Source organism: Ensifer sp. Root142 (assembly GCF_001426785.1).
GTDB lineage: Bacteria > Pseudomonadota > Alphaproteobacteria > Rhizobiales > Rhizobiaceae > Ensifer > Ensifer canadensis.
Genome location: NZ_LMFK01000034.1, coordinates 168,926 through 194,310, shown reverse-complemented (window position 1 = coordinate 194,310; position 25,385 = coordinate 168,926). Strand labels below are relative to the sequence as shown.

Here is a 25,385-nt window from a genome sequence, read left to right as displayed (position 1 = left end):
CGCTGCAGAAATCCCTGACAGCCAGCGGAGCTTGCAGATGAGACATGCCATGTCGATTGAACCGACACCCACGAGCATTCCCCGCGCCTCTGACCAGGAGACCACACCGTCATCCCCCTGTCTCGAAATCCGCGATCTCTGGAAGAGCTATGGCGATTTCACGGCGCTGCGCGACATCTCGCTCGATATCGGCAAGGGTGAATTCGTCTGTTTCCTCGGCCCGTCGGGCTGCGGCAAGACGACCCTTTTGCGGGCGATCGCCGGCCTCGATCTGCAGACACGCGGCGTCATTCGGCAGGATGGCCGCGACATTTCGGTTCTGCCCGCGTCGAAGCGCGACTACGGCATCGTCTTCCAGTCCTATGCGCTCTTTCCCAACCTCACCATCGAGCAGAACATTGCCTTCGGCCTGGAAAACACCGGCCGCTCGAAGGCGGACGTCGCGGCACGTGTTGCCGAACTGCTTGAAACGGTTGGGCTTTCGGCGCAAGCTAAGAAATATCCCGCCCATCTTTCCGGCGGACAGCAGCAGCGCATCGCTCTTGCCCGCGCCATCGCCATATCCCCTGGGCTGCTTCTGCTCGACGAACCGCTGTCTGCCCTCGACGCCAAGGTGCGCGTTCATCTGCGCCATGAGATCAAGTCGCTGCAAAGGAAGCTCGGTGTCACGACCATCATGGTGACGCACGATCAGGAAGAAGCGCTCGCCATGGCCGACCGGATCGTCGTGATGAACCACGGCGTCATCGAACAGGTCGGATCGCCGACCGAAATCTATCGTCATCCCAAGACCCTGTTCGTTGCCGACTTCATCGGCGAGACCAACCAGTTCCAGGCAAAGGTCCTGCCGGATGGTCAGGTCGAGATCGGGAATTCCGCCTTCTGTTGTCCAACGGATGGCTTTGCCGTCGGGGATCCGACCACGGCGGTGGTCCGCCCTGTCGATATCATCCCGCACGGCGCCGACGCACACGCGGTCCATTCGCTCGATCGGCCGGCGACGCCGCAGAATCTGATCGATGCCGAAGTGCACGAGATGGAGTTCCTCGGCATGTTCTGGCGGACGCGGCTGACCGCGCCGCGGCTCGGAGATCGGCCCCTCGTCGCCGATTTCTCGGTCAATGCGGTGCGCCGGCTGCGGATCGAAACGGGCGGGGTCATCCAGGTCGAGATACCGCGGGAACGCCTATTGCTCTATCCGAGGGGCATCTGACAATGAGCATAACGATCGACTACGCCCCACCGGGCAAAAGACTGCGCCAGCAGGCCTCGCGCGACGACCTCGTCAAACTCGGCTTCATGGCCGTCATCGGGCTCTACCTGATCGTCGCACTGGGCGCGCCGCTTTTCGTCATGCTGTCGAAGTCGATGTCAACCTACCGCTTCGATCTGAGCGCCTTCGAATTTCAGGTGAGCGACGAGACGGGGAAGAATTGGGCGACGGCAGTCACTGCGGATGCGCTCAACCGGGAACTCGGCGTTGCCACCGAGAAGGACCTGGCCACAAATTCGGACGGCCGCCTGGCCGCTACGAAATTCTTCCCGCAGTTCAATTTTCGCAGCCCCGTCCATTACCGCATTCGTGGGATGACGGACGATACGGCGTTTCTCGCCGGCTCCACGCTGGAGAAGGGCACCGAGTGGCGCGAATATGATTCCGCCACCTTCCGCCGGGTTGTGTTGCGCCCGGCCAGCACCATCGGCGTCGAAAACTTCAAGACCTATTTCTCGACGCCGGCGCTCGCCCGTTCGATCTACAACTCGGTTCTGATGGCGTCGATCAGCACGGTGGTGACGGTTTCGATCGCGTTTGCGCTCGCCTATGCGTTGACGCGCAGCTGCATGCCGCTCAAGGGGCTGTTCCGGGGCATCCTCACCATACCGATCCTCGTGCCGTCGCTTTTGCCCGGCATTGCGCTGGTCTATCTCTTCGGCAATCAGGGCGTCTTCAAGGACTGGCTGCTGGGCTATTCCATCTACGGTCCGATCGGCATCGTCATCGGCTCGGTGTTCTTCACGCTGCCGCATGCCTTCCTCATCATTCTGACCGCCTTGTCCGTTGCCGATGCGCGCCACTACGAGGCCGCGGCATCGCTCAGGGCCAGCAAATGGCGTACTTTCACCACCGTGACGGTGCCGGGCGCGCGTTATGGCCTCGTGTCGGCCGCCTTCGTCGTCTTCACTTTGGTCATCACCGATTTCGGACTGCCCAAGGTGATCGGCGGGCAATACGGCATGCTGGCAGTCGATATCTACAAGCAGGTGATCGGCCAGCAGAATTTCGAGATGGGTGCTGTCGTCTCGGTCATTCTTCTGGTGCCGGCGGTGCTCGCTTTTGCCGTCGACCGCAGGATGCAGAAGCGCCAGGTGGCGCTGCTGTCGGCGCGGGCGGTGCCCTATGCGCCGAAGCGCAATGTCCGCATGGACGGCTTCTGCTTTGCCTTCTCGTGCCTCGTCAGCCTGTACATTCTCGGCATGATCGCCATGTGTCAGATCGCGGCACTGGTGAAGTTCTGGCCCTACGACTTGACGTTGACGACGAAGAATTTCGCCTTCGACCTGATGGATGGCGGCGGTTGGGCGGCCTATGCCAATTCGATCAAGCTCGCCTTGCTGACGGCATTCTTCGGCTCGGTGATCGTCTTTGCCGGCGCCTACATGGTCGAGAAGGCCGACGGGTTCCGCTTCGGTAGGGGCGTCTTTCATTTCCTCGCCATGATGCCGATGGCCGTGCCGGGCATGGTGCTGGGCCTGGCCTATATCTTCTTCTTCAACAACCCGGCCAATCCACTCAGCTCCATTTACGGCACGATGACGATCCTCGTCGTCTGCACGGTGACGCACTTCTACACTGTGGCGCACCTGACGGCGCTGACCGCGCTAAAGCAGATGGATCCGGAATTCGAATCCGTCGGGGCGTCGCTCAAGCAGCCCTTCCACCGGCTGTTCTTCCGGGTCACTTTGCCGGTCTGCCTGCCGGCGATCCTCAACATCGGCATCTATCTCTTCGTCAACGCCATGACGACGGTTTCCGCCGTGGTCTTTCTCTATTCAACCGACACCAAGCTTGCGTCGGTCGCCGTGCTCAACATGGATGATGCCGGCGACATCGCGCCGGCTGCGGCCATGGGCATGATGATCTTCTACACCAATGTCGTCGCCAAGCTCATCCATGCGGGGGTCACACGCGGGCTACTCGCGCGCACGCAGGCGTGGCGGTAGGCCTTACGGTGTCGGGACAGGGTGGCGTTCGGCTGCCGGGCTTCTCCCTTGGCAATGGGCTGAGGCCCCGCCGGTCGCCTAGGCGACCTTCATGTCGGGCAGCACACGACCAGGCTCTCCTGAGGTCGATCGCGAAGGCCGGCGGTGCGCCAGTTCTGCCAGGCGCGTGCGCTGCGGCGTACAGCCGTAGGTCTCCCTGTAGGTCCGGGAGAAATGCGAGGCCGAGGAAAATCCGCATGCCACGGCGATCTCGAAGACGGGAAGCGATGAATTGACGAGAAGCAGGTGCGCGCGCTCCAGCCGCAGCTGGAGATAGTAGCGCTTGGGGGAGCGCCCCATCTCGCGCCGAAACAGGCGTTCTATCTGACGGCGCGACAATCCAGTCGTGGGAGTTATGTGGGCAAGTTTCAATGGATCGGCGAGGTTCGCCTCCATCTGCTCGATGATGTCGATCAGCAGACGGTTATCGATGCCGACGCGGGTCTGAAGCGGCAGCCGCTGGCGCTCTCCGGCGCTGCGGACCCGTTCCGATAGAGCCAGCTCGCAAACGCGATTTGCTACGTCCCGTCCGAGATCATCTTCGACAATGCGCAGGAACATGTCGAACGGGGCATTGCCGCCGGCGCAGGTATAGAGGTCGCTGTCGATCTCGAAGGCCGTCTGGCGGGCTTTCGTCGTGAAGAACCGTTCGGAGAAGTCCGGAAAGTGCTCCCAATGCACGGCGCAGCGACGCCCATCGAGCACGCCGGCCCGTGCCAGGCTGTAGAGGCCGCCTGCGAGTCCAGCGATGGCAATGCTTCCCCGCCGGGACAGCCGCAGCCAGCCTTCGGCCTTTCCGTCGGCAGGGGGAATGGCGCGGCCGCCGCAGACTACGATCATGTGGGGACGCTCAGGTTGTTGCAGCCCGTCCCGCTCAGAGGTGAGCGCTGCGTCGGCCATCAAGCGCATGCCGCAGCTTGACAGCGCAGGCTGGCCGTCGCGTGTCACGGTACGCCAACAATAGTGAGGCCTGCCCAGGACATCATTGGCGAGGCGAAGCGCTTCAAGCGCGGAGGTGAATGCGTGCTGCGTGAAGCCGTCGAGCAGGTAGAAGGTAAATCGACGGCCTTGTGTGCATGCCTGTTGCACTGCCTGCCTCCCTTTGCGTCAATGAGTGCTTGAGATCAAGATGCAAAGAAGAGTCACATTATGCAACATAAATAGACATCTTTCATGCGTGATTATGCGCGGGCCCGTGGTTTGATGCGCTTCAGACCGGGAGAATGAAGGCGAAGTTGGGTTGCGGTGACGCGTTTTGCGACGCGTCTTGTCAAAACACCAAAAATGATCGCAGATATCCGCATGTCAGATACTCAAAGCGCTCGTGCCCTTGCTCCCCGCCGTCATGGCGAAATCCTCCGCCGTCTAGCCGCCGATGGCACGGTCAGCATCACCGAGCTTGCCGATTTTTTCGATGTGTCGCGCCAGACGATCCGTCGTGACTTGAAACACCTGGCGGAGCGAGGCCAACTTGATCTCGTTCACGGCGGCGCGACGCTGTTCGAGCCGACCGAGGCCGCCTTCACGGAGAGGCGTGGTGAGAATGCTGCGGCGAAGGCATCGATTGGCAGGGCTGCAGCGGGTCTCGTGCGCGACGGCATGGTCGTGTTTCTCGATTCCGGCACGACGACGCTTGCGGTGGCCCATGCCCTGTCAGAGCGAAAAAACCTAACGATTTGTACGACTTCCCTTTCGATAGCGCTGCAGATGTGTCGCCAGCCGCTGGTGCGGGTGCATATGCTTGGTGGTGAGATCGATCCGGCAGAGGAGGCGGCTGTCGGCATCGATGCACTTGAGGCGATCAGCCATTTCCGGGTGGATGTGGCTTTCCTCGGCGGCGGCGGATTGTCGCCGGACGGTGAGGTGACTGACTTTACCCGCAATGGTGCCGAGCAGCGCTCGCGCATGATCGCGATGGCAGCGAAGGCCTACTTCATTCTCGATAGCTCGAAGTTCGGCCGGCTGACGCCGCTGCGCATTCCGCGCTTCGAATTGGCAGCCGGGGTAATCGTCGATGCGCGACCGCCGCAGGCGATCTGCGAAGCGCTGGAGCGCCGAGGTCCAGGCCTGATTGTCGCGACGTAATGTAATATTTTGTAACTTATTGTCTTGTTATTTGCTCTTCCGTTGTTATGGTGTGGCCTTCCATGGCTTCGGGAGGCTGTTTCATGGCTCAGAATTTTCCAACGCAGGCACAGGTCGTCATCATCGGCGGCGGCATTATCGGCTGTTCGGTCGCCTATCACCTCACCAAGCTCGGCTGGACGGACGTCGTGCTCTTGGAGCAAGGGCAATTGAGCGGCGGCACCACCTGGCACGCAGCCGGCCTTGTCGGCCAGCTGCGCAGCCATGCGAACATGACCAGCCTGATCAAATATTCGACGCAGCTCTATAGCGAGCTGGAGGCTGAAACCGGGCTCGCCACCGGCTGGAAGAATTGCGGCTCCGTTTCCGTCGCTCGATCGGCCGACCGTATGACGGTGCTGAAGCGCACGGCCGCGTCAGCCCGCGCGCAGGGCGTCGCCATCGAGGTGATTTCGCCGAAAGAGGCCCAGGATCTCTGGCCGGTGATGGCCATCGACGACCTGGTGGGCGCCGTCTGGCTGCCGGGTGACGGCAAGGCCAATCCGACCGATCTGACGCAGTCGCTCGCGAAGGGCGCGCGCAATCGGGACGCGCGCATCATCGAGCGTGTGCGCGTCACCGGCATTGTCACTGCCGATGGCGCGGTTACCGGTGTGGAAACGGATCAAGGGACGATCGCCGCCGAGATCGTCGTCAATTGCGCCGGCCAGTGGGCGCGCAAGGTCGGGCTGATGTGCGGCGTGTCGGTGCCGCTGCATTCGGCCGAACACATGTACATTGTAACCGGCAGGATTGAAGGCGTTCACCCGGATCTGCCGGTCATGCGCGACCCCGATGGCTACATCTACTTCAAGGAAGAGGTGGGTGGCCTGGTCATGGGCGGTTTCGAGCCGGAAGCAAAACCGTGGGGCATGGCGGGCATTCCGGATGATTTCGAATTCGCCTTGCTTCCTGACGACTGGGACCAGTTCGAAATCCTGATGCAAAGCGCCCTGCAACGGGTGCCGCAACTGGCGACATCAGAGGTGAAGAAGTTCTATAACGGTCCTGAAAGCTTCACGCCCGACAACAACTTCATGCTCGGCGAGGCGCCGGAACTGAAGAACTTCTACGTCGGCGCGGGCTTCAACTCGATGGGCATTGCGAGCGCCGGTGGCGCCGGGCGTGCGCTGGCGGAATGGATCGTCAACGGCGCGCCGACCATGGACCTCTGGCCGGTCGACATCCGTCGCTTTGCAAACTTCAACAACAATCCGCGCTGGCTGCATGACCGCGTCAAGGAGACGCTCGGGCTGCACTATGCCATGCCCTGGCCCAATCGCGAGCTGGACACGGCGCGACCTTTCCGCCGCTCAGCCCTCTATGATCGGCTTGCGGCAAAGGGCGCCTGCTTCGGCTCGAAAATGGGCTGGGAGCGTGCCAACTGGTTTGCGGCCGAGGGCGAAAAGCCGGTCACGGACTATGCCTTCGGCCGGCAGAACTGGCACGAGGCGGTCAAGCGCGAGATGAAAGCAACGCGCGAGGCGGCCGGCATCTTCGACCAGACCTCCTTCGCCAAGCTTCTTGTCCAGGGGCGCGATGCTGCAGCAGCACTCAACCGCATCTGCGCCGCCGATATCGACGTTGCGATCGGTCGTTCCGTCTATACCGGGCTCCTTAATGTGCGCGGCGGCTATGAAAGCGACCTGACCGTGCTGCGGCTGGCGGCGGACCGCTTCCTCCTCATCACCGGTTCGGCGCAGCCGGTGCACGACGCCGACTGGATCCGCAAGAACCTGCCGGCCGAAGCGCATGTGACGCTGACTGACGTCACCTCTGCCTACGCGGTTCTGGCGCTCATGGGTCCGCGCGCGCGGGATATCCTGTCCCGGTTGACATCAGCCGATCTCTCCAATGCCGCCTTTCCCTTCGCGACGATCCGGGAGATCGATATCGGCTATGCCACGGCCTATGCCAACCGCATGACCTATGTCGGTGAACTCGGCTGGGAACTGATTGTGCCGACGGAGTTCGCCGTCGGCGTCTATGAGGCGCTGCACGAGGTCGGGCGTGATTTCGGGTTGAGCGATTGCGGCTACTATGCGCTCGAGGCGCTCCGGTTGGAAAAGGGCTATCGCGCCTGGAGCCGCGAGCTGACGCCGGATGTCAACCCTTACGAGGCGGGCCTTGCTTTCGCGCTCTCGCTCGACAAGCCGGACGGCTTTCTCGGCCGTGACGCGTTGATCGCCGCAAAGGAGAAGGGGGTGCCCACGCGGCGCATCGTGCAGTTCACCGTCGATGATCCGTCGCCGATGTTATGGGGCGGTGAGCTGGTTCTTCGCGATGGCAAGCCCGTCGGCGAAGTCCGTTCGGCGGCCTACGGCCACACGCTCGGCCGCTCCGTCGCCCTTGGCCTGATCGAACATTCCTCTGGCGTCAACAAGGAATTCCTGGAGGGCGGGAGATTCGAAGTCGAGCTTGCTGGTGACCGGTTCTCCGTGACCGCGCATCTGTCCCCGGCCTATGATCCAAAGGGTTTGCGCGTCAAGGCGTAAGGATATTCGCGGGTGAGCGGTTTCCCGATCATCCGCGAGCGATTTTGTTTGAAAACCGTGCACAGTGCTGCTGCACTCCGGAATGCGTATCGACTTGAACGGTTATACCCGCCACCGCCTCGGCGTCTGGATAATCCACGCACCTCACCGGGCTGAGATTGTGTCCCATTGCGTCGGCCGACCTTTAGCCTGAGGGGTGTGTCGCAACCAGACACTGTGCGGCCGCTCCTCTTGAAAGCCGGGCTGCGAAGTAATACCTTGATGAAACCATTCCTTACAACGGTACCGACAATGACCACGACAGTTACAGCCAAGGGGCAGGTTACGATCCCGAAGGCAGTGCGCGACCTCTTGGGTATCGTGCCTGGAAGCAAGGTTGATTTCCAGCGCGCCCCGGATGGAAGCGTCGTGCTCGTACATGCGGCCAAGAAGCAGCAGCCCAGCCGCTTCTCGAAGCTGCGAGGGCACGCCGGTAAAGGGCTGGATACCGACGCGATCATGGCACTTACGCGTGGCGAACCGTGATACTTGTCGACACGAATGTTCTTCTCGACGTTGTCACCGACGATCCGACATGGGCTGATTGGTCCATAACCCAGCTCGAAAACGCAAGTCTTCGTGGGAAACTGTGGATCAACGACATCGCCTATGCCGAGCTTTCCGTTCGCTACGACCGTATCGAGGATGTCGAAGCGTTCGTCGACCAGGCCGGCTTGGAACTGACATCGGTGCCTCGCGAAGCTCTCTTTCTGGCTAGCAAGGTCTTTACCCGATATCGCAAGGCGGGTGGGACGAGGACCGGCGTGCTCCCCGACTTTTTCATCGGCGCGCACGCGGCCGTCAGCGGCTTGCCGTTGCTGACGCGTGATGTCGGCCGCTATCGGACCTATTTCCCCACTTTGACGTTGATCGCGCCGCATTTGCCGACGTAGAGACGCGGCGCGCTCCGCTTCAAAATGGGGGCGCCGGGCAAGCCGTCGCGATTATTGGAACTGGATGCCGTGGGTGCGCTCTGAATGGTCCGTGTTGGCACAGAGGCTCCCGCATCACCATGTCCGACACGGTAATAACTTCCGGTCAAAGGTGCCGCCAAAGTGTTCCGGCTTGGAGCGACGTGGATCGTTAATGATAGGCATTATGGTCCGGGCAAAACATTCGCATATGCATAGATAATAATGTAGCCTGACGTTGTGCGGCACGAGCGCAAACACGCGGCGAGCATACCGGCGGTGTTGGCTCGTGCGCCCTCCTTATGACTTTGGGAGGAAGAACATGGATTTTGGCATTGAAGGCGGCTCGGAGGCGGCTTGCGCGACAACGCCGACGGACGCTGAATTAGAAACACAGCTTACCCGTATCCAATCAAGTCCCGAATTCGATGCCCCGGACCGGGTGCGGAACCCTCAACTCGTGTCGTTGAGGAAACCCGCACAGGCAAGGGCGAGCGCAGCAAGTCTTATTCGGTCGCCAAGAAGGCTTTCGGGCAGGACGCGTTCCATTGGCGCGCGAACTGATCCCTTCGTGTGCGCCTGTCCAGCCGGGCAAACGACGTGCTTTCGACAAGGCAATAAATCGAAGGGTGGAGAAACGTGAGGACAAAGAAATGGACGACATAACCGATAGGCCCATTGAGGCACAAAGTGAAAAAAAAACGAAGAAAGAGGCGCGTCGTTACGAAAAGCGCCTCGTAAAGTTGCAGGTCGAGTTGTCGTATCTGCAGTCCTGGGTGCAAAAGTCAGGAGCACGTATCGTCATCATCTTCGAGGGACGGGATGCCGCCGGCAAGGGGGGCGTCATCAAGCGCATAACCCAGTGGGTGAGCCCACGGGTCTTCCGTGTGGTCGCCCTGCCTGCACCCACGGACCGGGAGAAGTCCCAGATGTACATGCAGCGCTACATTGCTCATCTGCCTGCCGCCGGGGAAGTCGTGATCTTCGACCGCAGCTGGTACAACAGGCCGGGGGTCGAGCGCGTCATGGGGTTCTGTACGGAAAAGAAGGCGCGACACTTTCTCGAGGCGCTGCCGCGGTTTGAAGCGGCGATCGTCGAGAATGGCGTCACTTTGCTGAAGTATTTCCTGACAGTGAGCGAGGATGAGCAAGAGCGTCGCTTCCGCCGCCGTATCGATGACCCGTTGAGGCAATGGAAACTGAGCCCAATGGATCTGGAATCCTATCGCCGCTGGTGGGATTATACGCGTGCCTATGACGAGATGATCCGGATGACGGATAGCCAACTCGCGCCTTGGTGGATTGTTCCCTCGGACAATAAAAAGCGCGCGCGCATCAACTGCATCTCGCACATCCTCAAATCGATACCCTACGAGCGCGTGAAGTTCGAAGAACCCGAGCTCGGTAAGCGTCAGAAGCGGCCGTCGGGCTTTATTGAAGACACGAGCCCGCGTAATGTGGTGCCGGATATCCAGGGATCCGCCGGTCACTAGAAATGCAGGCAACGACGGAGCGATGGTGCTGGGACGCCTGCATTCCCCGTTCGATGCCTGAACCACTCGATGAGCGAACAATCTGTTGGAGATAAAGCGATGAGTGCGGAAAAAGATACAGGACAGCCCGCCGCCATTCCGACCGCGGCCGATCTGCGCAAGAACTTGCTCGAAAAACAGCTCGCCGCAATGGAACGCGACGACAAGATCAGGGATCGGGAGCGTGAGGAACGCGCGAAGTTCGCCGATGAATTCTTCAAGGATCACGTCGGCGAAGCGGAGCGGGCAATCATCCGCAAGGTGGTCATGCGGGCAGTTGCAGATGGAAAGATGGAGGCGCTCGTCTACACGTTTCCCTCCGATTTCTGCACCGACAACGGCAGGGCAATCAACAATGCCGATCCGCAATGGCCCGAGACGCTGCAGGGCAAGGCCAAGGAACTGTACGATCGATTTAAAGCTGCCGCGCAACCTCAAGGCTACAAGCTGAAGGCAATGGTGGTCACGTTCCCTGGAGGGATACCCGGGGATATCGGCTTCTTCCTGAACTGGGAAGCGCCAATAGCTTAGCTCGAAATGGTGGCAGGGCAGGATCTAACTGCCTTGCCATATGTTCGTCCTACGAGGGGGCGAGGGCGCTGTCATGGATGACGATCGACTTGGTAAAAGCAATAGCTTAGCGCCTGCTCCGGTGGCGACGGCCTCAATCGAAACACGGATCACGGACCTCGTCCGGTTCGGTATCGTTGGGCTGTTTGCCTATTGGTCGCTGACGCTAGTGGTACCCTTTGCCATTATCGGCATATGGGCCGCTATCCTGGCGGTCGCGCAGTATCCGCTTTATCGCAGGCTTGAAAAAATGCTTGGTGGTCGCGGAAAGCTCGCGGCCGTGCTCATTACGCTGGTGAACCTTTCCCTCATTATCGGCCCATTGTCGGCTCTCATCTTCGGTTCGCTCGACGGCGCGCAAGTGGTGTACGAAAAGCTCAAGGGTAGCGAGGCAATCATGCCGGCGCCGCCAGAGGCCGTTCGGAACTGGCCCATCATCGGAGAGCGGATCTACAATGCCTGGAGTCTTGCTTCAAACAATCTGGCGGCCGCCCTTAACCGGTTCCAACCGGCACTGCTGCAAGCCGGCAGCAAGGCCATCGGCGTTCTTGCCAGCATCGGGTTGGGATTTGTAGGTTTCATTGCGTCGGTGATTGTCACCGGCTTTCTGTTTCGCCCTGGCTTGAAGATCTCCGAGTTCTTGAATGTGTTTGCGCACAGGATCGCCGGAGAGCGAGGGCAAGGGTTCGTACGTCTTGCAACCGCCACGATCCGAAACGTCGCAAGAGGCGTCATCGGCGTGGCCTTCATTCAGACGATATTGTGCGCGTTGGTTCTGAAGCTCTTCGCGGTGCCCGCAGCCGGGTTGATCGCGTTTGTCGTGATGATCCTGTGTATCGTGCAAATCGGGCCGTTTCCTGTTTTCCTGCCCCTGATCGTGTGGGGATGGATGACAATGGAGTTCCAGTCAGCCTTGCTCATGACGCTTCTCCTCGTTCCGATCGCGTTGATCGACAACATTATGAAGCCCATTCTGGTCGCTCGTGGCCTTTCCACACCAATGCTCGTCATCCTGGTCGGGGTGCTCGGCGGTACGCTTGCCTATGGATTGATCGGCCTGTTTCTGGGCCCGATTGTGCTCAGCGTCTTTTATGACCTTCTTGCCGTCTGGATCCGTTCAGACAGGATAGCTGCGCAGCCAGATCAGCGCCCGGCCCGGCAAAGCGGCGGAGTCGTTTCTGACACCGGTATTCAAGGCTAGCCTATGATGCCGTTGGCGCCGTCGCGCTCCCCTCGCTATTTGGGCGTCCGGCTACCCGAAGCGCCTTCGCGGACGGGCGATGCCTTCCCAAAGGCGCCGGGGGGGCAGCAATAGCGCGCAGCGATGAGTGAGAGATCTGCGGTTCGATGACGCTCAAGGCGCGCTAAATTACGCCGCGTTCAGCGCCGACGATCAATCTGACGGTTTCATGGCGGCGCGCAAGGTATCGTTGATACGATCCTGCCAGCCGGGCCCGTCCGCCTGGAAATGGGCGAGCACATCGCTGTCGATCTTCAGCGATACGAGTTCCTTGGTGTTCGGGATCGCAGGTCTTTCGACGGCGGGAGCTGCCACCTTCTTCGCCGGCCTGAACAGCGCCTCGGCGGCATCTTTTGGATTGGATGGTCTTCGTGGTGTCGTCGCCATGGTCGCTTCCTTTCGTGGCCGATGGGGTCCTGTCGTCCCGCTCGTTCAACTAAGCGATACATTGCTTCAGTAACAGGCGGCAGACCGGCACGCCACTGAAACAGACCCATATGCGCGCGACCCGCCGTATTCTGTCCGTTTCGATGGTCTTGCTGCAGCGGCGTGCCAAGCGTTCGAAATTGCAGCGGCCGGCCAGGGCGTTCCCCCACAAGGTTCGTCAATACAATCGGGTGCCGGTCACCCTATTGCGCGGTGACAGCGGCGGATCGGCGGGCGCTGGTGGACCTGCAAGACGACCACGCCGGCGAAAGCTACAGCGCCGCCCGTCTTATTAGACGCGCAAAGGTCGCTGTAGCACTTTGAATTGCTGCATGTTTTTATCCTTAAATCAAAGACGATTTAAGGAAACATGCAGTAGGACAAGTCTCGTCTCTCCCGAACTGCCTGGCGGCCGAGGTGCTCGGGTTCGTCAAGCCATACCGGAAGATCGAGATGAAAGTATCATTTCAGGCGTGCTTCGCGGCAGCCACGAAGGTCGCAATCTTGTCGATGTCCTTGCGAAAGCCACCTTCGGGAAGAGCGCGATTCGTATGGGTGAGTGAGTCCACCGCCCAGGGCCGGACAGCCTCGATCGCAGCTGCGACGTTCTCCGGCTTGAGGCCGCCCGCCAGGATCACCGGCCGTTTGCTGCGGTTTACGATCTCGCGGCTGAGCGACCAGTCATGGGTGACGCCGGCAGCGCCAATGCCGCCGATATGGGCAGCGACGGAATCCAGGATGAAGATGTCCGCAAACGGCTCGAAGCGCGCTGCGTGATCAAGCGCCTCCGGCCCGGTCATCGGTATGGCCTGGAGGATCTTCAGGTCGGGGTATTTTGCCAGCAGCTTCCTGCGCAACGTCTTGACGTGCTCAGGGGTCACGAGCTCGATGTCGCCACACAGATGCAGCACATCAGGCTGCACCGCGTCCACCATCTCGGCGATCGCCTCGAGATCACTCTCCACCGACAGCGCCACCCGTTGTGCCTTGCCCTTAAGGGCATCGGCGATCTCGCGCGCAGTGGCGAAGCTGATCTCGCCGGGCAAGCCCCGGTTCGAAGGCGTGAGGCCGAGATAGTCGACGCCGACTTTCGCCGCAGCCAGGGCCTCGGCAACTGTCTGCATGGTATAGATTTGTGTTTTCAATGCCCTGCTCGTGTTTTGGCTAGATTGATTTCGGGAGGATCGCCTTGACCATGCGCTCCTCGGTGAGTTGAACCCGCTCGGCATTGCGTGCGGCAAAAACGGCATAGAGCGCATCGACCAATGTCATCTGCGCGATCTGCGCTGCCATCGGCTCGCTGCCCTGCTCATGCGAGACGCTGACGAGCACGACATCGGCGAGTCGCGCTAGCGGCGAGCTGCTATTTCCGGTGATGCAGAGCGTTGAGGCGCCGCGCGCCTTGGCTTCCTGCAGCACGAGAACCGGATCGCTTGTAATGCCGGAATAGGAAATGGCGACGGCGAGATCGCCCGGCCCAGTCAGCGCCGCATGCATGATCTGCAGTTGGGAATCGACTGGCGCATCGCATCGCAGTCCCAGCCGGATACAGCGTTGATAAAATGCCTGCGCGACGATGCCGGACCCGCCCACGCCGCCGACCAAAATGTGCTTGGCACCGGCCATCAGATCGATCGCCGCAGCCAGGGTCTTTTCATCGAGAACACCGAGCGTATCGGTCAGGGCCTGGCCAATTGCGCGAAACAATCGGCTTGCGGCCTGCAGGTCGCTTGTCTGCGGCTCGGACGACATTTCGGCTTGAACGATGCGCGGCTCCTGAGCCATCGCCAGCTTGAGATCGGTGAATCCCTCAAAGCCCGCGGTGCGGCACATGCGCAGCACGGTCGTATCACTGACATCCGTCGCCTGGGCGATTGCCGACATCGACTGGCGGATTGCGCTGTCGCTGTTGTCGAGCATCCAAAGCGCCACGCGCCGTTCGGAATCTGACAATTTCGGCAACACACTTCGCAGCCGGATGCTGGCCGGAATGCTGCTGTTGCCTCGCAAATCATTGACCATTGACGGGGCCTTTTTTCGGGTTGGCGGTGCGCCTTGGCGAAGAGGCTAGCATAGTCATGTTGTGGTGTCACTATAGACACGACTTATATGATGTGGCATCACTACATCAACGCGAGAAGATGCGCTGCTGGACTTCTGGGAGGATGTCATGGGACTGAAGCGTTTGTTGATTGCTGGTGCGGCCATGGTGCTGACCGCCCTTCCGGCCGCGGCCGGTGAGCTGTCCTTCTGGCACGCCTATGCGGGCCAACAGGACAAGGTCGACTTCATCAATTTCGCCCTGGACGAATTCGCCAAGGCGCATCCCGACATCAAGCTGGATGTCGTTGCGGCCGAACAGTCGGCCTATAAGACCAAGCTCAACACGGCCATGGCGTCGGGCAACCCGCCTGACGTATTCTACACGCTGCCCGGCGGCTTTCTGAATGCCTTCGTCAATGGCGGGCAGATGTACGCGCTCGACGCAGACCTTGCCAAGGACGGCTGGGGCGACAGTTTCCTCGAAAGCGCCCTCGCGCAGACAAGCAAGGATGGTCACGCCTACGCCGTTCCCGTCGATGTCGACTCCGTCGTCTTCTGGTACGACAAGGCGCTTTTTGCGGAAAACGGCTGGACGGTGCCGTCGAGCTACGATGAGCTTCTGGCATTGGCCGAGACGATCAAGGGCGCGGGCATTGTCCCGTTTGCGCTTGGCAACAAGGATGCCTGGCCGGCGACGTTCTGGTTCCAGTATCTCGAGATGCGTCTCAAGGGATCCGGCGTCGTTTCCGCCTTCGTCAACAAGGATGCCAAGGCCGCGCTCGGCGACGAGGCGACCAAGGCGCTGGAACATGTTGCCGCGCTTTCGAGCAAAGGCTATTTCCCGATCGGCTTCAACGGCATGGGCGACCAGGAAGCCAACATGCTCTTCCTCAACGGCCAGGCAGCCATGATGCTGAACGGGACCTGGCAGATCGGCGCGTCCGCCGATGCGCCCGAAGGCTTCGAACTCGGCTATTTCGCATTCCCGACAGTCAAGGACGGGGCTGGTGACCAGTCCGACGTCCTGGCCGGCGTCGCCGCCACCTTCGGCATTTCGCAGAAGGCGGAAAACAAGGCCGATGCCGTGACCTTGCTCAAGTTCCTGACGTCGAGCCAGGTCATGACGAAGTATGTCGAGCTTCGAAAGACGATGGTGACGGTGAAGGACGCAACGACCGAGGCAGCCGCAGGACCTGTCCTGTTCGATATCAGCGGCAAGCTGATGGCGAAGGCAGGCCACCTCGATCCCTTCTATGACGCCGCCATGCCGCCGGCTGCGACCAACATCTACTACACGTCGCTCCAGGGTGTGCTTGACGGCTCGGTGCCGCCGGCCGATGCGGCCAAGCGCCTCGAGGATGCGCTGCGGACCGACAAGTAGTTGGCGCCAGCAACATGACCAGCTTGCGCGGCAAGCCGCTCGCCGCGCGAGCCCTCCATGGAGCCCAAGAACGATGAGTATCAACAAGGGCTTTGCCAACAGCCACAACAGAGCGGCGCTCCTGTTTCTGTCGCCTGCATTCCTGCTCATTGCAGCCTTCGTCGCCTATCCCGTCGTCTATGCCGGTTGGCTCTCGCTCTTCAGTTGGGACGGAGCGTCTGCGCCGGTATTTCAGGGAGCGGGCAATTTCGTCCGTCTTGCCGGCGACCCGATCTTCTGGCGGGCGCTTGGCCGCAACCTTCTCGTCGCGCTTTCGGCCATGGTCTTTCAGGTGTTTCTTGCGCTCTGCATCGCCTATTGCCTGGTGCGCATCGTGCCTGCGTTCAGCCGAATATTCCTGTTCTTTTATCTCGTGCCGGTGATGGTCAGCGAGATCTGCATCGGGCTGCTCTGGCGCTTCATGTACAATCCCTATTTCGGTCTGGTGAACGCGGCATTCGGTGCGCTTGGGCTGGATGGCCTGAAGCGCGGTTGGCTCGGCGAATCCGGCACGGCTTTCTCAGCCGTAGTGGTGGTGATGAGCTTCACCTATCTCGGCCTTTATGTCCTGCTATTCGTGGCGGCGGTCAGGAGTGTGCCCGAAAGCGTCTACGAGGCCGCCGAGATCGATGGGGCCGGCCATTTCACCAAGTTCTTCTCGATCACCATCCCCATGGTCGGCGACGCGGTTCGCGCCAATTCCCTGCTGGCGATCATCGGTTCGCTCAAGACCTTCTCGCTCGTCTTTGTGCTCACCAATGGCGGCCCGAACCACGCAAGCGAGGTGGTCTCCACCTACCTCTACAAGATGGGCTTCGGCAGTTTCGAGATGGGCTATGCGGCAACCATCGGCTTCACGCAGATGCTGCTGACGGCGGTCGGCGCGTGGCTCGTCTTCCGGTATCTGAAAAGAGCCGGCGTCGGCGGGAGAACTTGAGCCATGGCTGCCGTTCGCCGCTGGACAGTCACCAATACGGTGGTCCTCGTTCTCCTGACGCTGCATGTGCTTCTGGTTGTCTTCCCGTTCATCTGGATGATCTACAGCACCTTCAAGACCAACAAGGAGTTCATGCGCTCGGTCTGGTCTTTGCCCACGAGCTTCTCGCTTGACGCCTATGTCGGCGCCTGGAGCGGCGGCGCGCTTGGCGGCTACGCTGTCAACTCGCTGCTGATCATGGCCGGCGCGACGGTTCTCACCGTGGCGGTGTCAACCCTCGCCGGTTACGCGCTGGCAGTCTATCGGCCACGCTGGATGCCTGCCGTCGAACTCAGCCTGACGGCGGCCATGGCGATCCCCGCCTATGTCGCGCTCGTGCCCTTGGTGGTGATGCTTCGTGGCGCCGGACTGCTCGATACGCATATGGGTGTCGTGCTGCCGACTGCCGCCTTCAACGTACCGGTCACGATCTTCATCATGCAGGCCTTTTTCAACACGCTGCCGCGCGAACTCTTCGATGCGGCGCGCATGGATGGTGCTTCCGAGTGGTCCATCTTCGCCCGCGTCGCGCTGCCGATCGCGCGCCCGGCGATGTTCACCGCGGCGATCGTCAACATGATCTGGGTCTGGAACGATTTCCTGTTTCCGGTCGTCTTCATCAACAATCCGGCGCGCAAGACGTTGCCCGTGGGCCTCACGGATTTCGTCGGCGAGCACATCACCAATTATCCGGTGATGCTGGCGGCCATCCTGATCGCCGCCATCGCGCCGCTGGTTCTCTTCATCTTTTTCGAACGCCAGATCACCGCCGCTTTGCTCGGCGGTGCCGTCAAGGAATAGCCGTTAATGACCCGGCTCAAGTCCGGGTCCAATGCAGGAGAAGTTTCATGTCGCCTAAAGAGCTCGATTTTGCCAGCCGGGCAGTCTTCTACACGCCCGAAGAGCATTCCCAGTCGATCAGCTATCCGATCTACATGTCGGCGAATTTCCAGTATGGCGGCGACATCTACGACCAGATCGTCGCCGGTGCGCGCAAGGAAGTGAACATCTATTCGCGCTGCGGCAACCCGACCGAATACAAGTTCGAGGAACATATCGCCCAGCTAACAGGCGGCACGGCATGCCTGGCGACCGCTTCCGGAATGGCCGCGATCTCGCATGCGCTGTTCGGCATCCTGAAAGCGGGCGACCACATCGTTGCCGATCTCACCACCTATTCGAGCACGCACGAATTCTTCGATCACCGCGCTGGCGATTTCGGGCTGAAAGTGAGCCTTGTCGATTGCACCGATGTCCGAGCGGTCGAAAACGCGTTTACCGATGAGACCAAAGTTCTCTATGTCGAGGCGATCGCCAATCCAACCATGAAGGTGCCGCCGCTCAAAGCGCTGGTGGAGCTCGCCCATTCGCGCGGCATCGTGGTCATTTGCGACAACACCTTCGCGTCTCCGGCCGTTTGCCGGCCTCACGAATTCGGCGTCGACGTCGTGGTCGAAAGCGCCACCAAATTCATCGGCGGCCACAACGACGCGGTCGGCGGGGTGATCACGCTGAAGTCCGACATCCTGCCTGCGGATTGGCTGGAGGACGTCCGCTGGAATACGCTCAACAAGCTTGGCGCGCCGCTGTCGCCGTTCAATGCCTGGCTGTTGCTGCGCGGGGCACAGACGCTTGCGTTGCGCCTGGAAAAGCAGTGCGCCAATGCGCTTGCCCTTGCAAAACATCTTGAAGCGCATCCCAAGGTCAAACGTGTCTTCTATCCGGGGCTGCCCTCGCATCCGAACCATGCCTCGGCGAGCGAGCAGTTGCGCGGCGGTGGCGCCATGCTCTCCTTCTGCGTCGAAGACGAGGCTTCGGGCGTACGGCTCTTGAAGCGGCTGAAGCTCGGTTCGTTCGCGGCAAGCCTCGGCGGACTGCGCACCACGACGCAGATGCCGGCGACCATGGCCTTTCTCGATATTCCCAGCCAGGAGCGGGAGGCGATGGGCGTTGTCGATGGCCTGGTGCGCTTCTCGGTCGGTATCGAGCATGTTGACGACATCATCGCCGACGTAGATCAGGCGATAGAACAAATGCATCTCGATCTCTAGGGTTTGCGCAATGGCAGCGATCGTCCTCCTTGGCGATATCAATATCGACCTCGTGCTTGATATCCCCGAGTATCCGCTCGAGGGAGGAGAGGCGATCGCAACGGCCCAGCGGCACATGCTGGGCGGCTCAGCCACGAATACCGCTATCGCGCTGTCACGCGCCGGCCACGACTGCCGGCTGATCGGGCGCGTGGGGCAAGATGCCTTGGGAGAGCAGGCGCTGTCGTGGCTCGAGGACATCGGTGTTTCGACGGCGTGGATCGGCCGGGACCCGTCTGAGCCCACGCAAACGAACATCGTGACCGTCGGCAAGAGCGGTGAGCGAACGATGTTTGCCTATCGCGGGGCCAACGCACACCTGTCCCCGGCATCGATCGTCGACGCCCCGTTCGAGGATGCAGCGCTCTTTCATCTCTCCGGCTACGCCTTGTTGCAAAACCCGCAATCCGACGCAGCTTATAGAGCGATCGAGCTTGCGCAGCGGCACGGGATCCCGGTGACATTGGATATTCCGGCCGGTGTTGCGTTGTCGGTCGCGCCGCATGTGCGCAATCTGCTGCCGAAGCTCGATACCATCATGCTCGGCAGGGCCGATCTTGCACCGCTTGCGGGAGAAGGCTCCGAAATTCCTGTTGAAGAGGCGATCAAGTCCCTGTTGCGTCAGGGCGTGCGAAGGATCGCGCTCAAGCATGATGTCACGGGTTCGTCTCTCTACCAAAACTCCGGGGCTGAAAGCGCGCCGTGGTTTTCCGTCGCTACGGTCGACACGACAGGGGCAGGTGATGCCTTCGCGGCAGGACATATAATCGGGCGCGTGTCGGGATTGCCTGGATCCGAATGCTGCCGGCTTGCAAATGCGTTCGGCGCCGTTGCGGTGACCCGGCAGGGAGCAGGGTTGTCGATGCCCGCGCTGGAGGAAGTCATGAAGCTGATCTCCGTCAGTAACGGCAACAGACCTGGCATAGCGGGCTCCGACGAACAATTGGGACGACAGTAACTCTCGGCCCAAGTCCTGCAGGATTCACACCGAAACGGGCTGGCAGGCGTATGTCTCTGTTCGCTCGACGAGGCGCCCTTGCCCGTCACCTTTTCTGGCGGCTTCGGCCAATGACGCCGCTGGCGCAATGTCGCCGGCAACGCGCTCAAATCGGAGCCGCAGGCAATCTGTGCTTCGGCTGAAATCACTCCCTGCGTTCCTCTACACAGCATCAGGATCCGGCGCGACATAGTCGTGCTGAGCCCTTGGAAACATGGGCTTTTAAAGCTGAAGATCATGTGCAGCGGCATCGAACAGCCGCCCAGCCTAGCCAAAGGGAGTGTTGACCCATTGCGCCTGGCCCCGCAGTTTTTCCCGAAACGAAGGCCATTCTGCCTTGGGAGGGAACATGTCTGGTTCGTGCCGTTCGCTGATGCACTCGGTTGCCATCGCTTCGATCGCCTTGCTCTATGGGCAGGGGGGAGCGAGGGCCGATGAGAAGCTGTTTATCTATAACTTCTCCGACTATTTTGCCGAAGACACAGTTTCTAACTTCGCAAAGCGTAGCGGCGTGGACGCGCGTGTCGATTTCTTCGATTCGCTGGAGGTCCTGGAGACACGCTTGCTGGCAGGGGGAAGCGGTTTCGATGTTGCCTTTCCAAGCGCGACTGTCGGCGAGCGGCTCATCCAATCGGGTGCACTGAAGCCGATCGATGCTTCCAGTCTCAAAAACTATAAGAATCTGGACAAGGATCTCCTGAAGCTCGTTGCCGAACACGACCCGGGCAATCAGTACCTCGTCCCGTACATGTGGCTGACGACAGGGATTGCCTACAATCCGAAGCTCGTTGAGGAGCGGGTCGGCGACGCCCCGACAAACAGCCTCGATATGTTCTTCAAGCCGGAACTGGCGAAAGAGTTTCAGGACTGCGGCATTGGCATCGTCGATGCGCCGAACGAGGTGGTTCCAATCGCTCTGAACTATCTCGGGCTCGATCCTTATTCGACAAAACAGGAAGATCTTGACAGGGCCAAGGACCTGCTCCTGACGTTGCGCCCCTACATCCGGCACATGCAGAGCGGCCAACTGGTGGCGGACATGGCATCCGGCCAGCTGTGCCTGGCGATGATGTGGAGCGGTGACGCGGGCATTGCTGCAGCGCGCGCCGAGGAAGCCAACAACGGCATCGCGGTCAATTATTCAATCCCGAAGGAAGGCACGATCATCTCCTTCGATACCATGGCCGTGCCCGGCGATGCGCCCGATCCGGAGCAGGCACTGGCCTTCATCGACTACGTTCTCGAGCCGAAGACAGTCGCCGACATCAGCAATCACGTGTTTTACGCCAACGCCAATGCTGCTGCCACGCCGCTGGTCGACGAGGCGATCCGCACGGACCCGAACGTCTATCCGCCCGCGGAAGTTCGCGCCAAGCTCTTCGTCGACAAGTCGCTGCCGCCACGCCAGGCGCGCGAGCGTACCCGGGTGTGGACTGCGTTTAGGGCCGGCAACTGAATGTCTTGCCTGAAAAGCGGGAGCAGAAGGACATCCGTGTTGCAATCTTACGTATCAATTGAGAATCTTTCCAAGTCCTTCGGTCTGTTCAGCGCCGTCGACAATATCTCGATCGGTATCGGGAAGGGGGAATTCTTCTCGCTTCTTGGTCCATCCGGATGCGGCAAGTCGACCCTGCTGCGCATGATCGCCGGTTTCGAAACGCCGACATCGGGGGTCGTCCGGCTCGACGGGGAAGATGTGACGGACGTTTCGGCCCATCGCCGACCAACGAACATGATGTTCCAGTCCTACGCGCTGTTTCCCCATCTGTCAGTGGGCAAGAATATCGCCTTCGGCCTGCAGCAGGACCGGCTGGCAGGAGCTGAGATCCGGCAGCGTGTGGGCGAGGTGGCCGAAAAGCTGCAACTGACGGCGCTGCTGGATCGCAAGCCGCAGCAGCTGTCTGGAGGACAAAGGCAACGGGTCGCGTTGGCGCGGGCACTGGTCAAGCGGCCGAAGGTGCTGTTGCTGGACGAACCTCTCGGTGCGCTGGACAAGAACCTGCGCACCGAAACCCAGCACGAATTGGTCAGGCTTCAGCGGGAGCTGGGGCTAACCTTCATCATCGTCACCCACGACCAGCATGAGGCAATGACCGTGTCGTCGCGCATCGCGATCATGCGGCAGGGCAAGGTACTGCAGATCGGGTCGCCGGCCGAAGTCTACGAAACACCGGTTTCGCGTTATGTCGCAAAGTTCCTGGGTGAGGCGAATGTGTTCGAAGGCGGCACTTCCAAACGTTCCGGCAACGAGCTGACGGTCGAAAGTGCTGAGGCAGGCGGTTCGATCTTTGCCACCGCCAGTGACCATATCTCCGCCAATGGCCGCTTCTGGGTGTCGGTGCGGCCGGAGAGGGTCGAGCTCAACAAACAGGCCAGCGGTCTTGAGGGCGTCATCGAGCAATTCAGCTACGCCGGGGCAGGGCGCCACTATCGGGTGCGCCTGAAGAGCGGGGCAACGCTGGACGCGCTGCGCGTCAATCTGGGCGCTGAGGACGATCTGGCGGTCGGTGACACCGTTTATGCCTCATGGATGCCGCAGGCCGCCCGTCTGCTAGCCGACTAGGGGAACGACACGATGCAATCAAAACCTGATCTCGGCCGGCGCGCACTGGTGCTCGTGCCCTACGGCTGGCTGGCCGTCTTCTTTCTCATTCCGTTTCTGCTCGTGCTGGCGATCAGCCTCTCGTCCGTTCGCCTCGGCATGCCACCCTATGAGCCGCTATTTGCCTGGCAGGGATCGCTGCTCAGCATTCGGCTCAATCTTGAGAACTTCATTTTTGTGCTGGGTGAAAACACCTATCTCCTTGCCTATCTCACGAGCCTGAAGGTGGCGGCGATTTCGACGGCACTGATGCTGGCGATCGCCTATCCGCTAGCCTACGGCATCGCCAGTTGCGCGCCGGCGTCGCGCTCCTTCCTCATCTTCCTCGTGATCGTGCCGTTCTGGAGCTCGATGCTGATCCGCGTCTATGCCTGGATGAGCATTCTGCGCAACGACGGGCTGTTGAATTCGCTGCTCCTTAACCTCGGCATCATCTCCGAGCCGCTGCGGATCATGAACACCGAGACCGCGATCTATATCGGCATCGTCTACACCTACCTGCCGTTCATGGTGCTGCCGATCTACGCCAATCTCAGTGCCAGCGACCGTACCTTGATCGAGGCGGCACGCGATCTCGGTTGCTCGCGCATGGCGGCATTCTGGCGCGTCACCTTTCCACTCAGTTTGAGGGGTGTTGCCGCAGGATGTGCACTGGTCTTCATCCCGGTCATCGGCGAATTCGTCGTGCCTGACCTGCTTGGAGGTGCGGACACACAGATGATCGGCAGGACGATCTGGATCGAGTTCTTCAACAACCGGGACTGGCCGGTGGCCTCCGCCGTCACCGTGCTGCTTCTCGTCATCCTGGTGATACCCATCGTCCTGTTTCAGACACGTTTGTCTCGAACCTCTAAGTGAGGAGCGACTATGCCCCAGCCATCCTGGTTCAACCGGCTTTCCATTTTCACCGGGCTCACCTTCCTCTACCTGCCGATCGTGGTTCTGGTTGCCTACAGCTTCAACGCCTCGCGGCTGGTCACCGTCTGGGGCGGGTTCTCCACTCAGTGGTACACGGCCGCGATCACCAATCCGTCGATCGTCGAGGGCGCCAAGATCAGCTTTCTCGTGGCGGCGATCTCGGCAACATTCGCGACCGTTCTCGGATCGCTTGCGGCGATCGTGACTGTCAGAATTCGGCGCTTTCGTGGCCATCATATCTTCAACGGCATGCTGGTGGCGCCGATGGTGATGCCGGAGGTGGTAATGGGAGTGTCGATGTTGTTGATGTTCGTGACGTTGGGCATCGATCGCGGCCCTGTAACGATCACGCTTGCCCATGCCACCTTCACCATGTGCTTTGCGGCAGTGGTGATGCAATCCCGACTGGCCGAACTCGATCCGTCGCTGGAGGAGGCCGCAAGAGATCTCGGCTGCCCGCCATTCCTGGCGTTCGTGAAGGTGGCCGTGCCGAACATGGTTCCGGCCTTCGTCTCGGCCTGGCTGCTGTCGTTCACGCTGTCGCTCGACGATCTCGTGATATCGAGTTTCACGACCGGGCCCGGAGCCTCGACCTTGCCGATGAAGATCTATTCGCAGATCAAGTTCGGCGTGACCCCTGAGGTCAACGCCATCTCGACGATCATCCTTGGTGTCGTCGTCTTCGGCCTGGTGGCGTCACGCATCGTGTCCAGGCCATCGGCAAAGAGCAGTCTTGCCGTTTAGGCGTTCGGTCCGGTGGCGGAGCCCATAGCGTTAATAAGGCCTCAGTCGCCTGCAACGGACATCCGTCAGTTGCAGGCAAGTTCGCCCGTGAGCTGCCCGCGCTTGGCGAGGTAGCCGGATAGCGGGTCTTCGTATACGTTCCTGGCCGAAGAGACTGCATCTATGAACAACGCAAACAGCGCCGTTTGTGACGTGATATCCAGCTTCGAGTAGAGATTTCGGCGGTGGAGCTTCACTGTTGTCGGCGAGATGCCGAGTCGCGCCGCAGCCCCTTTGACGGAGTAGCCGCGCAGAACGAGCTGAGCGACCTGGCATTCGCGCTCCGTCAGGACGCTGCGGCCGAAATTGCCTATCGCCTGGGCAAGCGCCTTCTGCAACGCGGAAGCCTCGCCATCAAGCGTCTCGGGTCTGAGGTCGCGGAAATGGCGGATGACTGCCGTGCGCAGGATCGGAGCGAGGCTCTCGAGCAGTTGCACTTCCTGTGCGCTGAACGCGATGCTCGACCGCTTGCGGCCGAGAGAGATCGCGATCTTCGAGGCATCGTCGAGGCTGACGATGAAGTTGAACTCGTCATGAAGTCCGGAATGCTGGTAGTATTCGCGGTAGTACTGGGTTCGATCGAACGAAGGCGCGATCTGGCTCAGGCGATAAAGCCCGTCATCTTCGTTCTCGACAGCGAGTTGATAGAACGGATCGAGCCGGTAGGGGCCCTGAAGGTAATGCCGGATGTCGGACAGGCCGCGATGCGTCTGCCAATCGTTGAAGAGTATCTTCGGCGCACTGTCGCCGCGATAGAGCAGGATCAGCCCCGCATCCACGGAAACGTGCTGCTTCAGTGCCTCAGTCAAGCGCTCCTGGAAATCAAGTCGACCGATATTGCCGATCAGTGACATTGCCAGTTCATTGATTGCAGGCGACTGCGTAACCGTGCCTGGCTCGCTCGTCGCGATACTCCCGTTCATGAAAATGTCCTCCCTCGCGCGAGCGTAGGTGAGTT

At 60.5% G+C, this 25,385-nt stretch carries 23 protein-coding genes; 18 read left to right on the top strand and 5 right to left on the bottom strand.

The window, feature by feature from the left end; translation table 11 throughout:
• The first annotated feature begins 37 nt into the window (after positions 1-37).
• Both ASD52_RS25760 and ASD52_RS25755 read left to right on the top strand, forming a co-directional pair.
• On the top strand, positions 38-1,213 hold the full coding sequence (locus ASD52_RS25760) for a putative 2-aminoethylphosphonate ABC transporter ATP-binding protein (protein WP_057226316.1): 1,176 nt from the start codon (positions 38-40) through the stop codon (positions 1,211-1,213).
• A 2-nt stretch (positions 1,214-1,215) separates the two neighbouring features.
• A complete protein-coding gene (locus ASD52_RS25755; RefSeq protein ID WP_057217087.1) occupies positions 1,216-3,222 on the top strand; it encodes a putative 2-aminoethylphosphonate ABC transporter permease subunit in 2,007 nt (668 codons plus the stop codon).
• Positions 3,223-3,300: 78 nt separating this feature from the next.
• Here ASD52_RS25755 and ASD52_RS25750 read toward each other — a convergent pair whose 3' ends face one another.
• Positions 3,301-4,350: a GlxA family transcriptional regulator gene (locus ASD52_RS25750; RefSeq protein WP_057217089.1), complete on the bottom strand. Its 1,050-nt coding sequence runs from the start codon at positions 4,348-4,350 to the stop codon at positions 3,301-3,303.
• A gap of 213 nt (positions 4,351-4,563) precedes the next feature.
• On the opposite strand from ASD52_RS25750, the gene ASD52_RS25745 reads away from it, so the two are divergent.
• The 7 genes from ASD52_RS25745 (at position 4,564) to ASD52_RS25715 (ending at position 12,133) form a co-directional block, all read left to right on the top strand.
• Positions 4,564-5,346: a DeoR/GlpR family DNA-binding transcription regulator gene (locus ASD52_RS25745; protein ID WP_057207335.1), complete on the top strand. Its 783-nt coding sequence runs from the start codon at positions 4,564-4,566 to the stop codon at positions 5,344-5,346.
• 83 nt (positions 5,347-5,429) lie between these two features.
• Entirely contained in the window at positions 5,430-7,880 is a 2,451-nt protein-coding gene (locus ASD52_RS25740; RefSeq protein WP_057225814.1) for an FAD-dependent oxidoreductase, read from the top strand.
• A 291-nt stretch (positions 7,881-8,171) separates the two neighbouring features.
• A complete protein-coding gene (locus ASD52_RS25735; protein WP_057217093.1) occupies positions 8,172-8,405 on the top strand; it encodes an AbrB/MazE/SpoVT family DNA-binding domain-containing protein in 234 nt (77 codons plus the stop codon).
• Complete coding sequence (locus ASD52_RS25730; RefSeq protein WP_057217095.1) at positions 8,402-8,812, top strand: type II toxin-antitoxin system VapC family toxin; 411 nt, start codon at positions 8,402-8,404, stop codon at positions 8,810-8,812. The genes ASD52_RS25735 and ASD52_RS25730 overlap by 4 nt, the downstream gene beginning before the upstream one ends.
• A 671-nt stretch (positions 8,813-9,483) precedes the next feature.
• Complete coding sequence (gene ppk2 / locus ASD52_RS25725) at positions 9,484-10,323, top strand: polyphosphate kinase 2 (protein WP_057217097.1); 840 nt, start codon at positions 9,484-9,486, stop codon at positions 10,321-10,323.
• A 99-nt stretch (positions 10,324-10,422) separates the two neighbouring features.
• Positions 10,423-10,893, top strand: coding sequence for a hypothetical protein (locus ASD52_RS25720; RefSeq protein WP_025430143.1), 471 nt, complete (start codon positions 10,423-10,425; stop codon positions 10,891-10,893).
• Between the two features lie 73 nt (positions 10,894-10,966).
• On the top strand, positions 10,967-12,133 hold the full coding sequence (locus ASD52_RS25715) for an AI-2E family transporter (RefSeq protein ID WP_025430142.1): 1,167 nt from the start codon (positions 10,967-10,969) through the stop codon (positions 12,131-12,133).
• A gap of 192 nt (positions 12,134-12,325) precedes the next feature.
• Here ASD52_RS25715 and ASD52_RS25710 read toward each other — a convergent pair whose 3' ends face one another.
• The 3 genes from ASD52_RS25710 to ASD52_RS25700 all read right to left on the bottom strand — a co-directional run bounded on the left by ASD52_RS25710 (position 12,326) and on the right by ASD52_RS25700 (position 14,620).
• On the bottom strand, positions 12,326-12,559 hold the full coding sequence (locus ASD52_RS25710) for a BrnA antitoxin family protein (RefSeq protein ID WP_057217099.1): 234 nt from the start codon (positions 12,557-12,559) through the stop codon (positions 12,326-12,328).
• A 506-nt stretch (positions 12,560-13,065) separates the two neighbouring features.
• Entirely contained in the window at positions 13,066-13,743 is a 678-nt protein-coding gene (locus ASD52_RS25705) for a phosphoribosylanthranilate isomerase (protein ID WP_057225812.1), read from the bottom strand.
• 19 nt (positions 13,744-13,762) lie between these two features.
• Positions 13,763-14,620, bottom strand: a complete 858-nt coding sequence (locus tag ASD52_RS25700) for a MurR/RpiR family transcriptional regulator (protein ID WP_082523560.1) — start codon at positions 14,618-14,620, stop codon at positions 13,763-13,765.
• Positions 14,621-14,768: 148 nt separating this feature from the next.
• On the opposite strand from ASD52_RS25700, the gene ASD52_RS25695 reads away from it, so the two are divergent.
• The 9 genes from ASD52_RS25695 to ASD52_RS25655 all read left to right on the top strand — a co-directional run bounded on the left by ASD52_RS25695 (position 14,769) and on the right by ASD52_RS25655 (position 24,388).
• Positions 14,769-16,022, top strand: coding sequence for an extracellular solute-binding protein (locus ASD52_RS25695; RefSeq protein WP_156613036.1), 1,254 nt, complete (start codon positions 14,769-14,771; stop codon positions 16,020-16,022).
• Positions 16,023-16,095: 73 nt separating this feature from the next.
• Entirely contained in the window at positions 16,096-16,998 is a 903-nt protein-coding gene (locus ASD52_RS25690) for a sugar ABC transporter permease (protein WP_057225810.1), read from the top strand.
• A gap of 3 nt (positions 16,999-17,001) precedes the next feature.
• Positions 17,002-17,838 carry a carbohydrate ABC transporter permease gene (locus ASD52_RS25685; RefSeq protein WP_025430137.1) on the top strand — a complete coding sequence of 279 codons (837 nt, stop codon included), beginning with the start codon at positions 17,002-17,004 and terminating at the stop codon, positions 17,836-17,838.
• 47 nt (positions 17,839-17,885) lie between these two features.
• Positions 17,886-19,088, top strand: a complete 1,203-nt coding sequence (locus ASD52_RS25680) for an aminotransferase class I/II-fold pyridoxal phosphate-dependent enzyme (RefSeq protein ID WP_025430136.1) — start codon at positions 17,886-17,888, stop codon at positions 19,086-19,088.
• A 10-nt stretch (positions 19,089-19,098) separates the two neighbouring features.
• Positions 19,099-20,085 (top strand): carbohydrate kinase family protein, encoded by a 987-nt coding sequence (locus ASD52_RS25675; protein WP_057217106.1) that lies wholly within the window; start codon positions 19,099-19,101, stop codon positions 20,083-20,085.
• Positions 20,086-20,473: 388 nt separating this feature from the next.
• On the top strand, positions 20,474-21,580 hold the full coding sequence (locus ASD52_RS25670) for a polyamine ABC transporter substrate-binding protein (protein ID WP_063963258.1): 1,107 nt from the start codon (positions 20,474-20,476) through the stop codon (positions 21,578-21,580).
• A 36-nt stretch (positions 21,581-21,616) separates the two neighbouring features.
• The gene (locus ASD52_RS38820; RefSeq protein ID WP_203527572.1) at positions 21,617-22,687 is read left to right on the top strand and encodes an ABC transporter ATP-binding protein; all 1,071 of its coding nucleotides are present in this window, start codon (positions 21,617-21,619) and stop codon (positions 22,685-22,687) included.
• 12 nt (positions 22,688-22,699) lie between these two features.
• Entirely contained in the window at positions 22,700-23,584 is an 885-nt protein-coding gene (locus tag ASD52_RS38815; protein ID WP_057217111.1) for an ABC transporter permease subunit, read from the top strand.
• Positions 23,585-23,593: 9 nt separating this feature from the next.
• Complete coding sequence (locus ASD52_RS25655; RefSeq protein WP_057225806.1) at positions 23,594-24,388, top strand: ABC transporter permease; 795 nt, start codon at positions 23,594-23,596, stop codon at positions 24,386-24,388.
• Between the two features lie 65 nt (positions 24,389-24,453).
• Here the strand turns inward: ASD52_RS25655 and ASD52_RS25650 are convergent, their stop codons facing one another.
• Entirely contained in the window at positions 24,454-25,350 is an 897-nt protein-coding gene (locus ASD52_RS25650; RefSeq protein ID WP_162254183.1) for a helix-turn-helix transcriptional regulator, read from the bottom strand.
• Between the last annotated feature and the right edge of the window lie 35 nt (positions 25,351-25,385).